Below are 12448 nucleotides of genomic sequence, written 5' to 3'. Positions count from 1 at the left end.
CGCAGGAAAAAACGGTCAGGCGCGTCCGCGGTCGACCGTTCGGTCCCCGGGGCCGCGCCCGTCGCCGGAGGTGCCCTCCGCGTGCTCCAGCGCGGTCGTGTACGCCTCGCGGACCTCCGCGAACGCCTCCCGGCTCCCGCCCTGGTCCGGGTGGGTCTCCTTCACCTTCTCTCGGTAGGCCCGCTCGACGGACTCCTCGCCGGCGGTCGTCGGCAATTCGAGCGTGTCGAACGCCGAGGCGACCGGCGCCGACCCCGCCGCGGTTCCCGAGCCCGGGCCGACGTCCACCTCGGGCACCTCGAACGGGAGGCGGCGACCGAGGTGACGCCCGGGCATCTCGTGTTCACAGAGGATCACGCGATCCGTACGCTCCTCGTCGTCCCGGATGGCGAAGTAGGCGTGCACGTCGAAGGTGAGCGCCACGCCCCGCTCGGGGAGGTAGAAGGCGACGCGCGTGCCGTCGAGGTCGACGTCCTCGACGAACCGCTCGTCGATCCGGCGGAGGTACTCGCGGATCTCGGCCTCCCGGCGAAGCGACCCACGGTCGGGACCCCCCGAGCGCGCCGGCGGGTCCGGGAACAGTCGGTTCGCCGCGAGGAAGACGCTCGCGACGCCGGCGGAGGCGACCACGCCGGCCGCGACTCCCCACACCAGCCACCCCGGAAGCGCCGCGATCCACTCACCGAACACACCCGCGATTGGCGACGGGCGCTATTGAACCCCTCGGCGCCGGTGGAACGGCCCGTCCCGACCCGTAGCGTCAGGGTACGCGGCGAGTCCGGGCGCGGTCGCTCAAGCGCGAACGGTACGGTCGGCAGTCGATGGGAACGAGAACGCTGCTGTCCGTCGATTCGGCGTCGCTGCGGCGTCGCCTTCCTCAGATCATCCCGTTGTCCTTCAGCCCCTCGATGACGTCGTCGACGAGGGTCTCGACGTCCTCGTAGGGGAAGTCCTGACTGGATCCGAGCTTCGCGGCAAGCTCCATCGCGGTGACCGAGAAGTCGCCGGACTCGAACTTCGTGCCCGGGCCCTGCGGCAGCGCGGGCACGAGGTCCATCTGGCTCGACACCGGGAAGTCGGCGCCGGAGAACGCGTCCGTGAACTGCTCGCGGAGGTCGGCCTCGACGTCGTCTGACATACGCATACAGCGTGGCGATAGCCGCAAAAGCGTTCCGGAACCACGGGGAACTCCGGGACAGTTTATACAGCCGGCGGGGCGGGCCGGAACCCCGGCGATTAATCCAGACCCCGCCGAACGGTCGTCCATGGCGTTCGATTTCGACTTCGACCTGCTTCGCGAGTTGACAGAGGCCAGCGGCGTGCCCGGCTACGAGGACCGCGTTCGCGACCGCGTCCGCACGGTGTTCGACGGGGCCGTCGACGAGGTACGTACCGACGAGATGGGGAACGTGATCGGTACCGTCGAGGGCAGCGGCGACTACGAGGTCGCCGTCGCCGCTCACATGGACGAGATCGGGTTCATGGTGAAACACGTCACCGACGACGGCTTCCTCAAGGTCGACGCGCTCGGCGGCTGGGACCCCCGCGTGCTGCGCGCCCAGCGCGTCCGCGTCCACACCCAGCAGGGCGACCTCACGGGCGTCATCGGGTCGGTGCCGCCGCACACGCTCTCGGAGGAGGAGCGCGAGAAGGACGACGCGGTCGAGGACGTGGTGATCGACCTCGGGCGCGAGCCCGAGGCGGTCGAGGAGGTCGTCTCCGTCGGCGACCTCGTGACGATGGAGCAGTCGACGGTGAAGATGGGCGACACGGTCACCGGGAAGGCGCTCGACGACCGCGTGTGCCTGTTCGCGATGCTGGAGTCCGCCCGCGAGTTGGAGGATCCGGAGGCGACGGTGCACTTCTGTGCGACGGTGCAGGAGGAGGTCGGCCTGCGCGGCGCGCAGGCGCTCGGCGTCGACGTGGACCCCGACCTCGCGATCGCGCTCGACGTGACGATCGCCTCCGACACCGCGGGCGTCGCCGAGGACAAGCAGGTGACCCGACTGGGCGACGGCGCGGCAGTGAAGCTGAAGGACGGCTCGGTCATCACGAACCCGAAGGTGACGCGCCGACTGCGCGACGTGGCCGAGGCCGAGGGGATCGAGCACCAACTCGAGGTGCTCCCCTCGGGAGGCACCGACACCGCGGCCTTCCAGAAGGCCAACGGCGCGAAGCCGGTCGGCGCGGTGTCGATCCCGACCCGGTATCTCCACACAGTCACCGAGACCGCTCACGGCGACGACATCCGCTCGACGATCGACCTGTTGACGGCGTTCCTCGCGAGCGAGGACGGCGGCCACGACTACTCGCTGTGACTCGCTTGCACCGCGCAGTATAACACGGCCGTCGGATCACCGTTCTCGCGATCGGACCGCCGAGGAGTCGCCTCGGGCGTATCACGGTTCCGGGGCGGTCCCTCCCCCGTCGGAACCGCGCCCGGTCGGGGGCGATCGTCGTGTGCCTCTCGGATCCCCCTCCGCCCCCATCTCCGATTTCGGCCTGCCGGTGATGTATCTGTCGAGATTCCGATACTAATTGCAGGATGGATGCCCGGTGTATCCCGGATCGTGGAGAGGTACGTGTCGAGCCCGGCTGCGCCACGCGGTGAGTCGGTGGGCTCGCGCCGCTGTCGGCGACGGGGCGTCGGTCGGGATCGAGAGAGAACGCGGGAGCGCGTCGCCGCCGCTCCGGGCGGAACGAGCACACGGAACGAGCGGAAACTGGGGCGGGAAGGGGTGAAGCGCTACTCCTCGGGCGGCTCGTAGTCGCCGCCGTACTTCGTGAAGAAGAACGCGAGTCCGAGCGTCGACACCATCGCGATGAACGAGGCGATGCCGAGGCTCTTCGCGGAGTCGGGGACCTCCGGCGGGCCGGCGGCCGTCGGCTCGGGAGTCGGGAGCTCCTCGACGACCTCGATGGTGCCCTCCATGCCGACGGAGGCGTGCGGCTCACAGACGTACTCGTACACGCCGGTGGTCTCGAAGGTGAACTCCGTCGAGAAGCCCTCGTCCTCGATCGGGGAGTGACCCTCCCACCCGGCGCCGTCGGGTTGGCTGTTGACGGCGATGTTGTGGCCGCCGGAGACCCACTCGAACGTGACGGTCGTCCCGGGCGTCACGTACAGCGGTTCGTCGGTTCCCGGCGTGTACTTCAGCCCGTCGCTGCCGGCGCCGACCTCCACGGTCCCGGAGCCGTCGGCAGTCGCCTGTGCGGCTGCGGTTCCGGCGCCCGCCGCGACCGCGCCCGCGGCGGCGGTCGCGCCCGCCGCACCCCGGATGAAGCTCCGGCGGCTGAGCGTGTCGTCTTCCATGCTCGCGGCTAGGCGTGTCCCGAACGTATATCCGTCGATCGAATCCGTGTCGGGGGACCGCGGGCAGGCGGTGCGAACGCGGTCGCTGTCGCTGAAGCGGTGCGGTCGCGGTTGCGGTGCGGAAGTCGCTAGCGGTCGTACCGCGAGCGAGGCCGAAGGCCGAGCGAGCGGCCGTTTGATCATGAACGAGGTCTGGCGGGGGTCGAGCGCCCCGGAGGGGCGCGAGGCCCCCGTGAAAAGCGGTTCGTTTAGAACCAGCCCTGCCCGTCGAGCGCGTCCTCGTAGCAGTCGACCCACTCGTCGAGCACCTCGTCGTGGTCGAAGCCGGCGAACCCGTCGTTCCGTTCCCACTCCGGAAGGTCGCCGCAGGCGACGATCTCGTCGGCCAGCTCCTGCGGCGAGGTGACGAGCCGACCGCGGTCGAGCCCCTCGACGAGTTCGTGCGCCGAGGAGCCCGCCTGGTACTCCACGATGCCGACGCAGCCGCACGCAAGCGCCCACAGCAGCTCGGTCGCGAACGGCTCGTAGGTGGCCGTCTGCGCGAACACGTGCGAGCCCTTGAGCACCGGGACGAACTCCGTCTCGTCGAGGTCGCCGAGGAAGTGCACGCGGTCGTCGATCCGGAGGTCGGCGGCCATGCGCTCGGCGTCGTCGCGGGCGGGGCCGTCGCCGACGACCGCCGCGCGCCAGTCGCGGTCGCGCAGTTCCGCCAGCGCGAGGAGGAACTCGCCGACGTTCGCGTCGCCGTCGAGGTCGCGCCCCCACACCATGTCGAAGCGGTCGTCCGCGTCCGCCGAGCGAACGAGGTCGACGTCGATGCTCTCGGGGATCACGCGGACGCTCACGTCGCTTGCGCCGTGCTCGCGGACGGCCGTTCGAACCGTCTCGGAGGGCGCGATCACGCGGTCCGCGCGCGTCGCCGCCTTCCGGTAGCGCCGGTCGGAGCCGCGGTCGGGGTCGCGCTCCCACCAGTCGAGGACGACCGGAACCCGAAGTATCGCGGCGGTCGTCTTCGCGGTCGTCGCGTGTCCGGGCGGGACGGAGACGGCGTGGACGAGATCCGGGTCGACGCGGCGGAGGAGGAACGGGAGCTTCGACCGGAAGCGCCCCGGCGCGGGACGCTCGGTCACGGCGTGGTACTCGATCGCGTCCTGTTCGAAGTGGCGGATCTCGCCGCCCCACCACTGTGCACACAGCCAGTGGACCTCGTGGCCGCGGGCGGCGAGCCCGGCGGCGACGCGGCGTGTCCGACGGACCGCGGCGGTGTCCCGCGTTGCCACCGTGTCCATCGAGACCACCGCGACGCGCATGTGCGATCGGCTACCGGTGAGAGAACAAAAAGGGAGGCGATACTCCCCGCGGGCGTCGGTCATCGGCCGACGGGTGTCGGCGCTCGTCGACGGTCATCGAGGGGCGCCCGCCGAGTGCCCCCGAGGCGCCGCCGCCTCGACCGGACGCTTCGCCGACCCGAACGCTTTCGACGCGCGCCGGGGACTGTTAGGACATGACGGACCCGACGTACGACATCGAGCGGTACCTGAACGTGCGCTCGGCCCACAGCGCCGCGTTCGCCCCCGACGGCACGCTCGCGTTCCTGATGGACACCACGGGCACGCCGCAGGTGTGGAGCCTCGACGAGCCGGGGGCGTGGCCCGAGCAGCACACCTTCTACGACGAGCGCGTCACGTTCGTGGACTGGTCGCCGGAGCGGCGAGAGCTCGCGTTCGGTATGGACGAGGGCGGAAACGAGCGGGCGCAGCTGTTCCGGCTCGACCCCGACGCCGGCGTCGTCACCGAGCTGACGGGGATGCCCGAGGCGAAACACCGCTGGGGCGGCTGGTCCCACGACGGCGAGCGGTTCGCGTTCGCCTCGAACCGCCGCGACGAGTCCGTCTTCGACGTGTACGTGCAGGGGCGCGACGAGACGGGCGAGGAGGCCGAGTTGGTGTACGAGGGCGACGGCTGGCTCTCGGTGGCCGGCTGGTCCCCCGACGACACGCGGCTGCTCGTCCACGAGGCCCGGGGGAGCTTCGACCACGACCTCCACGTGCTCGACATCGGGACCGGGGAACGCACCCACCTCACGCCCCACACGTCGGAGGCGCGGTTTCAGAGCCCCGAGTGGTCCCCCGACGGCGACAGCGTGTACGTGTGCACCGATCACGCCTCCGACACGCTCCGACTGGAGCGGATCTCACTCGGGACCGACGGCGAGAGCGGCGACGGGGGCGGCGGACCGGACGGCGGCGACGGGGACAGGGCCGGCGAGGCGCTCGGCGACCTGTTCGTCGTCGAGGACGGCGGCGAGTGGAACGTCGACGGCGTCGTCGTCGACGAGGACACCAACCGGGTCGCCTACTCGCGAAACGTGGAGGGCTACACCGAGCTCACGGTCGGCGAGTTCACCGCGCCGGATCGGATCGACGCGTTCGCCGAACCGGACCTCCCGGAGTGCGTCGCCGGCGGCGTCTCGTTCGGTCCCGACGCCGACCGCGTCGCCGTCACGGTCACGGGCAGCACCGTCAACACGAACACGTACGTCGTGGACGTGAAGTCCGGCGAGACGACGCGATGGACGCACGCCGCGACGGCGGGCATCTCCGAGGACACGTTCGTCGAGCCCGAGCTGGTCCACTACCCGACCTTCGACGGCCGCGAGATCCCCGCGTTCTTCTCGACGCCCGACGACGCGGGCGAGGGCGACACGCCGGTCGTCGTCGACATCCACGGCGGCCCCGAGAGCCAACGACGACCGTCGTTCAACGCGGTGAAGCAGTACTTCCTCAACAACGGCTACGCCGTCTTCGAGCCGAACGTCCGCGGCTCCGCGGGCTACGGGAAGGCGTACTCGCACCTCGACGACGTGGAACGGCGGATGGACTCGGTGGCCGACATCGAGGCGGCAGTCGAGTGGCTCCACGACCACCCCGCGGTCGACGACGAGCGGATCGTCGCCATGGGCGGCAGCTACGGCGGGTTCATGGTGCTCGCCGCGATGACCGAGTACCCCGACCTGTGGGCCGCCGGGATCGACATCGTCGGCATCGCCAGCTTCGTGACCTTCCTCGAGAACACCGGCGACTGGCGCCGCGAGCTCCGGGAGGCCGAGTACGGGTCGCTGGAGGAGGATCGGGAGTTCCTCGAGTCCGTCTCCCCGATCAACCACGTCGACGAGATCGCCGCGCCGCTGTTCGTGCTCCACGGCGCGAACGACCCGCGCGTCCCGGTGGGGGAGGCCGAGCAGATCGTCGAGGAGGCGAGCGAGCACGTCCCCACCCGGAAGCTGATCTTCGAGGACGAGGGCCACGGCTTCTCGAAGCTGGAGAACCGGATCGAGGCGTACCGAGCGATCGTCGAGTTCCTCCACGAACACGTCTGAGAGGCGGGCCACGGAACCCGTCCGTCACTGTGCCAGTTCGATCTGTCACGACGTTCGGTAGACGAATGAGTTATCTCTCTGCGATCCGTCATTACCGACGAGACGAACGATGCCCACCTCACACGACGCCCGCGTTCTGGTCGCGGTCTCCGACGGGACGCCGAGCGACTACGGCGCGGACGTCGTGGAGGCGATCGAGTCCAGCCTGGACGCGACCGTCCTGCACAAACGCGGCGCCGTCGCCACGGAGTACCTTCGCGAGATCGGGCCGACGCTCGACTGTGTCGTGGTCGTGTCGCACCGGACGGACTGCGTGGAGAACCTCGTCTCCGAGACGAGGGACGTCCCGTTGATCGTCTACGGGAACGAGGTCCCGTCCGTGCCGGTCGACGAAGTCGTCGCCACCGACGGCGGGACGGACCTCCTCGCGCGCCGCGTCTCCGAGCGCATCGAGCGCGAACGCGAGCGCAACGCCCTCGCGGAGGCGAACGCGAAGCTGTCGGCGCTGAACACGTACACGGAGGAGCTGACCGCGTGTCAGTCGGTCGAGGAGGTGAGCGACACGGTTGTGTCGGCGGTGACGAACGCCCTCGGACACGGGCGGTGCGTCCTCGCGTTACGCGACGGCGACGAGTTCTATCCGCACGGCCACACGCTCGAGGGCGAGGTGAACGTTCGCCTGGATATCGATCAGGGGATCGCCGGGCGGACGTACCGCACGGGCGAGACGCAGATCGTCGGCGACTACCGGTCCGACCCGGACCGGGCGCGGGACGTCGCCGTTCGGTCAGTCGTGAGTGTTCCGATCAGCGACGTGGGCGTGTTGCAAGTGACGACCGATAGGGAGGAGGCGTTCGACCGGCAGGACGCCGAGTTCCTCGAGATCGTCAGCTCGCACGCCGCCGAGGCGCTCGCGCGACTCGAGCGGGAGGCGGACCTCCGCGTCGAGCGCGACCGGCTCCACTACTTCTTCGACGGGATCCGGTCGCCGGCGGTGTACGTCGAGTCGAGGAACGGGGACGAGCCGGTACTCACGGAGATCAACACGGCCTACGAGGCGCTGTTCGGCTCCGAGGGGCTCGGGAAACCGGTATCGGACGCGTTCCCGACGGAGACCGAGCGGGACCTGTTCGGTTCCGAGGGCCCCGCCGAGGTCGTCCACCGCGACATCACCCGTGAGACGGTCGACGGTCCGGCCGATCTCACCGTCGGCGTGGTCCCGGTTCCGCTCTCCGGGGTCGAGGCCGCGGCGTTCGGGCTGTATGCGGCCGACATCGAGTTCCCGTAGCGGGGCTCGGCCCGGGCGCCGGCCTGTTCGGCGGATCCGCGGACCACCGTGAGGCATCATGGACGTCCGTTAAAGTCAACACCGGCGCCGCCCAACCGAGATCCATGAGTACACAAGAGCGCGAGGAGGGGCGGCAGATCCGCTGTCTCATCGCGAAGGTGGGCCTCGACGGCCACGACCGCGGTGCACACGTCATCTCGCGTGCGTTTCGCGACGCCGGCTTCGAGGTCATCTACTCCGGACTCCACCGCGCGCCCGACGAGATCGTCCAGGCGGCCGTTCAGGAGGACGTCGACGTCCTCGGCATCTCGATCCTCTCGGGGGCGCACAACACGCTCGTCCCGAAGATCGTGGACGGGCTGAAGGAGTACGACGCCTTCGAGGACACGCTCATTCTCGTCGGCGGGATCGTCCCCGACGACGACCGCGACGAGATGCTCGAGATGGGTGTCGGCGCCGTCTTCGGGCCGGGCACCCCGATGGAGGAGACGATCGAGTTCGTCCGCGAGAACGTCCCCAACCGCGAGTGATGACGGCAACTGGGACGGAGTCGGCGCTGGTCGATGACTTGCTGGACGGGAGACATCGGGCCCTCGCGCGCGTCATCACGAAGATCGAGAACCGCTCGCCGGGGTACCGCGACATCGTCTCCGAGCTCCACGCCCACACCGGGACCGCGGACGTGATCGGGATCACTGGCAGCCCCGGCGCCGGCAAGTCGACGCTCGTCGACAAGTTGGCGAGCGTGTACCGCGACCGCGGCGACACAGTGGGCGTCATCGCGGTCGATCCGTCCTCGCCGTACACCGGCGGGGCGGTGCTTGGCGACCGGATCCGGATGGCCTCGAACGTCGGCGACATGGACGTGTTCTTCCGGTCGATGTCCGCCCGCGGGACGCTCGGCGGCCTCTCGACGGCCACGTCGGACGCGATCAAGGCCCTCGACGCGTTCGGCAAGGACAAGGTGATCATCGAGACGGTCGGCGCCGGGCAGAACGAGGTGGACATCGTGCGGACCGCCGACACGGTGTGTGTGCTCGTCCAGCCGGGCTCGGGCGACGACGTGCAGATGCTGAAGGCGGGCATCCTCGAGATCGGCGACGTGTTCGTCGTCAATAAGGCCGACATGGACGGCGCCGAGCGCACCGTCGCCGAACTGGAGGAGATGATCCACATGCGGGAGAACCCCGCCGCGGGGCTGAACACCGGCCACCACGGCCCCGTCGACGACGAGGAGATGGCCGAGGTCGCCCTCGACGACCCCGACGAGGAGGCGTGGAACCCCCGGGTCGTCGAGACGGTCGCCACCGACGCCACCGGCGTCGACGAGCTGATCGAGACGCTCGACGAGCACGCCACGTGGCTTCAGGAGACCGGTCAGATCGACGACCGGGCGCGCACCCGCTACGCCGAGGAGATCCGACAGTTGATCCGCGCCGACACCGCCGAGCTGCTCGAGGGGGTGATCGAGGCCCGCGGCGGGATCGACGCGCTCGCCGAGGACGTGCTCTCGCGGGAGACGGACCCCTACAGCGTGGCCGACGAGTTGGTCGCGCCCGTGCGGGAGTGCGTCGACGAGGAGTTGGAGCGGTGAGCCGCCTCGCTCGTCCGTAGCGGCGAGACGAGGTGAAAGTCGGCGCCCGCGACCCGTTTCACCGGTCGGTCAGCGGACCGAACGAACCGGAACGAACGAAGCCGCGAACCGAGACGACCGAACACTGCGAACCGAGACGACCGAACTCCCCGGTCAGACGTACGTCAACCACTCCTCGTGGTCGTCGGTACGACGCTCCACGAGGTCGAAGAACGCGGTCTGGAGCTCCTCGGTGATCGGCCCGCGCGAGCCGTTCCCGATCTCGACGTTGTCCACCTGCCGGATCGGCGTGACCTCCGCCGCCGAGCCGGTGAAGAACAGCTCGTCGGCGGTGTTCAGCTCGCCGCGGGAGATACTCACGTTGTCGTGGACGGTGTAGCCGCGCTCGCGGGCCAACTCGATCACCGTGTTGCGGGTGATGCCGTCGAGGATGGACTCCGAGAGCCCGGGCGTGAAGATCTCGCCGTCGCGCACGAGGAAGATGTTCTCGCCGGGACCCTCCGCGACGTTCCCCTCCTTGTTGAGGACGATCGCCTCCTTGTAGCCGTTGCGGCGGGCCTCCTCGCCCGCCAGCAGGGAGTTGACGTACAGCCCCGTCGTCTTCGCGTTCGTCGGGATCTGCGAGGAGGAGTGCTTGCGCCACGAGGAGACCATCGCCTTGATGCCGTTCTCCAGCGCGTCGTCGCCGAGGTACGTCCCCCACGGCCACGCCGCGATGGCGACCTCGGTGGGGCAGTCGCCGGGCGAGACGCCGAGGCTGTGGTAGCCGTAGTAGGCGATCGGGCGGACGTACGCCGAGTCGAGGTCGTTGCGGCGGATGACCTCCATCGTCGCCTCGGTCAGCTCCTCCCGGGAGAAGGGGATCTCCATGTCGTACGGCTTCGTCGACTCGAAGAAGCGGTCGAGGTGCTCCTCCCAGCGGAACACCGCCGTCCCGTCCCCGGTGTCGTACGCGCGCACGCCCTCGAAGACGCCCGTGCCGTAGTGCAGTCCGTGTGTGAGGACGTGCGTCGTCGCGTCCTCCCAGTCGACGTACTCGCCGTCGTGCCAGATGGTGTCGACGTCCATCTCCGCGAAGCCGGACATACCCGAGCGCAGGATTTGCCGGACAATAAAGACCACAGAAACGACCGGCGGGTCTCCCCCACGTTCGCCCTCGTCGGCGTCCCGCCACGCCCGTCGACCGTTCGGCCTCCGTCGTCGTCGACGTCGACCGAGTTGCCGGCGCCGATCGGGTCGCCGGCGCCGGTCAGGTCGCCGACTCCGGCCGAGTTGACGGCGCAGTTCGCGTCGCGGGCGCCGTTCGCGTCGTCGGAGTCGTGAACGCCGACCCCCATTTACGACCATGAATAATAAACTCGTGCAACTTAATTACTTAGATGAATTACTCGTCGGTGATGGATACACGAACGACACGCGCCGACGGGACCGACGGCGGCCCGCGGCGGCCGACGTTCCCGGAGGCGATCGTGCCGCTTGTGATCGTCGTCGCCTCGTTGGGCGTCGGCTCGGGGCTGCTCGGACTCGCCCCGCACGGACCGCTGCTGTGGAGCATCGCGTTCGCCGGGCTGTTCGCGCACTACCGGCTCGGCTACGACTGGGACGGCCTCTACGACGCCGCCGAGGGCGGCCTGCGGATGGGGATGCAGGCGATACTGATCCTGTTCGTCATCTACGGGCTGATCGCGACGTGGACCAGCGCGGGGACGATCCCGGGGCTGATGTACTACGGGCTGGGCCTGCTGTCGCCGCAGGTGTTCCTCCCGGTGACGGCCCTGCTTGCGGCGATCGTGGCCTTCGCGATCGGGTCGTCGTGGACGACCGTCGGGACGCTCGGCGTCGCCTTCATCGGCATCGGGAGCGGGCTCGGCGTGTCGGCGCCGATGACCGCCGGCGCCATCGTCTCCGGCGCCTACGCCGGCGACAAGCAGAGCCCGCTGTCGGACACCACCAACCTCGCGGCGGCGGTGACGAACACCGACCTGTACGACCACATCAACGCCATGCGCCTCGGCACCGCCGTCGCGCTCGGCCTCTCGGTCGTCGGCTACGCCGTCCTCGGTGCCTTCGTCGTGAGCGGATCCGGCGGCGACACCGCCGCCATCACCGGGCCGCTGGCGTCGACGTACGCGCTCGGTCCGCTGGTGTTCCTCCCGCTGGTGGTCACGTTCGGCCTCGCGATCCGCGGGTACCCCGCGCTGCCGGCGCTGGTCGCCGGCGTGTTCGCGGGCGCCGGGACGACCGTGCTCGCACAGGGTCGGTCGTTCACCGCCGCCTGGGACGCCTTCCTGAACGGGACCGCCCCCGAAACCGGGAGCGAGCTCGTCAACGGCCTGCTGACGACGGGGGGCCTCGCGGGCTCGGGCTGGACCATCGCCGTCGTCGTCGCCGCGCTCGCGCTCGGCGGCCTGCTGGAGGGCACTGACGTGCTCGCGGTCGTCGCCGACCGGCTGGCGGACGTGGTGTGGTCGCGCAACTCCCTCGTCGTCGGCACCGGCGCCGCCGCGCTCCTCACGAACGCGTTCACCGCCCAGCAGTACATGAGTATCGTCGTTCCCGGCGTGAGCCTCCGGGAGCTGTACGACGAGTACGGCCTCGACTCGCGGGACCTCTCGCGGGCCGTCGAGGCCGCCGGGACCCCGACCGGGCCGCTGTTCCCGTGGCACGCGGGCGCCGTCTTCATGGCGGCGTCGCTCGGATTCGAGTCGTCGTGGGCGTTCGTCCCCTTCTACTTCTTCGGGCCGCTGTCGGTACTGGCGCTCGTCGGGATGGCGCTGGCCGGGCGGGCGACGACGCCGACGGAGGCGCCGGCGGGGGCCGCACCCGCGGACGACTGACGCGAGGTCTATGTGCCGAGCCGCCCACAAGGATCGA

11 protein-coding genes are annotated in these 12448 nt (G+C 70.0%); 6 read left to right on the top strand and 5 right to left on the bottom strand.

The genetic code is table 11. The annotated features are described in order from the left end of the window. Positions 1 to 15: 15 nt before the first annotated feature. Both GRX01_RS18785 and GRX01_RS07385 read right to left on the bottom strand, forming a co-directional pair. A complete protein-coding gene (locus GRX01_RS18785) occupies positions 16 to 690 on the bottom strand; it encodes a J domain-containing protein (RefSeq protein WP_321167954.1) in 675 nt (224 codons plus the stop codon). Between the two features lie 187 nt (positions 691 to 877). Beyond that, complete coding sequence (locus tag GRX01_RS07385) at positions 878 to 1138, bottom strand: MTH865 family protein (protein ID WP_159665107.1); 261 nt, start codon at positions 1136 to 1138, stop codon at positions 878 to 880. Positions 1139 to 1265: 127 nt separating this feature from the next. Here GRX01_RS07385 and GRX01_RS07380 point away from each other — a divergent pair, with 127 nt between their 5' ends. Continuing rightward, entirely contained in the window at positions 1266 to 2318 is a 1053-nt protein-coding gene (locus GRX01_RS07380; RefSeq protein ID WP_159665105.1) for a M42 family metallopeptidase, read from the top strand. 428 nt (positions 2319 to 2746) lie between these two features. Here GRX01_RS07380 and GRX01_RS07375 read toward each other — a convergent pair whose 3' ends face one another. Beyond that, a complete protein-coding gene (locus tag GRX01_RS07375) occupies positions 2747 to 3313 on the bottom strand; it encodes a plastocyanin/azurin family copper-binding protein (RefSeq protein WP_159665103.1) in 567 nt (188 codons plus the stop codon). Positions 3314 to 3561: 248 nt separating this feature from the next. After that, positions 3562 to 4623, bottom strand: a complete 1062-nt coding sequence (locus GRX01_RS07370; protein WP_159665101.1) for a glycosyltransferase family 4 protein — start codon at positions 4621 to 4623, stop codon at positions 3562 to 3564. 194 nt (positions 4624 to 4817) lie between these two features. Between GRX01_RS07370 and GRX01_RS07365 the strand changes: the two genes are divergently transcribed. The 4 genes from GRX01_RS07365 (at position 4818) to meaB (ending at position 9574) form a co-directional block, all read left to right on the top strand. Continuing rightward, on the top strand, positions 4818 to 6692 hold the full coding sequence (locus GRX01_RS07365; RefSeq protein ID WP_159665099.1) for a S9 family peptidase: 1875 nt from the start codon (positions 4818 to 4820) through the stop codon (positions 6690 to 6692). A 109-nt stretch (positions 6693 to 6801) separates the two neighbouring features. Next, the gene (locus tag GRX01_RS07360) at positions 6802 to 7980 is read left to right on the top strand and encodes a GAF domain-containing protein (protein WP_159665097.1); all 1179 of its coding nucleotides are present in this window, start codon (positions 6802 to 6804) and stop codon (positions 7978 to 7980) included. Positions 7981 to 8084: 104 nt separating this feature from the next. Continuing rightward, positions 8085 to 8510, top strand: coding sequence for a cobalamin B12-binding domain-containing protein (locus GRX01_RS07355; RefSeq protein WP_159665095.1), 426 nt, complete (start codon positions 8085 to 8087; stop codon positions 8508 to 8510). Then, complete coding sequence (gene meaB, locus GRX01_RS07350; RefSeq protein ID WP_159665093.1) at positions 8510 to 9574, top strand: methylmalonyl Co-A mutase-associated GTPase MeaB; 1065 nt, start codon at positions 8510 to 8512, stop codon at positions 9572 to 9574. The genes GRX01_RS07355 and meaB overlap by 1 nt, the downstream gene beginning before the upstream one ends. A 153-nt stretch (positions 9575 to 9727) precedes the next feature. On the opposite strand, the gene GRX01_RS07345 is transcribed toward meaB, so the two are convergent. Further along, on the bottom strand, positions 9728 to 10660 hold the full coding sequence (locus GRX01_RS07345) for a branched-chain amino acid transaminase (protein ID WP_159665090.1): 933 nt from the start codon (positions 10658 to 10660) through the stop codon (positions 9728 to 9730). Positions 10661 to 10971: 311 nt separating this feature from the next. Here GRX01_RS07345 and arcD point away from each other — a divergent pair, with 311 nt between their 5' ends. Then, on the top strand, positions 10972 to 12411 hold the full coding sequence (arcD, locus tag GRX01_RS07340; protein WP_159665087.1) for an arginine/ornithine antiporter ArcD: 1440 nt from the start codon (positions 10972 to 10974) through the stop codon (positions 12409 to 12411). Positions 12412 to 12448: the final 37 nt, after the last annotated feature.

The organism is Halobaculum saliterrae (genome assembly GCF_009831625.1).
GTDB lineage: Archaea > Halobacteriota > Halobacteria > Halobacteriales > Haloferacaceae > Halobaculum > Halobaculum saliterrae.
This window is presented reverse-complemented; position numbering and strand designations above follow the sequence as displayed.

Excerpts from the sequence above, each read along its gene's own strand:
- GRX01_RS07385 (WP_159665107.1), bottom strand. The coding sequence starts at position 1,138 with ATGTCAGACGACGTCGAGGCCGACCTCCGCGAGCAGTTCACGGACGCG.
- GRX01_RS07380 (WP_159665105.1), top strand. The coding sequence starts at position 1,266 with ATGGCGTTCGATTTCGACTTCGACCTGCTTCGCGAGTTGACAGAGGCC.
- GRX01_RS07375 (WP_159665103.1), bottom strand. The coding sequence starts at position 3,313 with ATGGAAGACGACACGCTCAGCCGCCGGAGCTTCATCCGGGGTGCGGCG.
- GRX01_RS07370 (WP_159665101.1), bottom strand. The coding sequence starts at position 4,623 with ATGCGCGTCGCGGTGGTCTCGATGGACACGGTGGCAACGCGGGACACC.
- GRX01_RS07365 (WP_159665099.1), top strand. The coding sequence starts at position 4,818 with ATGACGGACCCGACGTACGACATCGAGCGGTACCTGAACGTGCGCTCG.
- GRX01_RS07360 (WP_159665097.1), top strand. The coding sequence starts at position 6,802 with ATGCCCACCTCACACGACGCCCGCGTTCTGGTCGCGGTCTCCGACGGG.
- GRX01_RS07355 (WP_159665095.1), top strand. The coding sequence starts at position 8,085 with ATGAGTACACAAGAGCGCGAGGAGGGGCGGCAGATCCGCTGTCTCATC.
- meaB (WP_159665093.1), top strand. The coding sequence starts at position 8,510 with ATGACGGCAACTGGGACGGAGTCGGCGCTGGTCGATGACTTGCTGGAC.
- GRX01_RS07345 (WP_159665090.1), bottom strand. The coding sequence starts at position 10,660 with ATGTCCGGCTTCGCGGAGATGGACGTCGACACCATCTGGCACGACGGC.
- arcD (WP_159665087.1), top strand. The coding sequence starts at position 10,972 with ATGGATACACGAACGACACGCGCCGACGGGACCGACGGCGGCCCGCGG.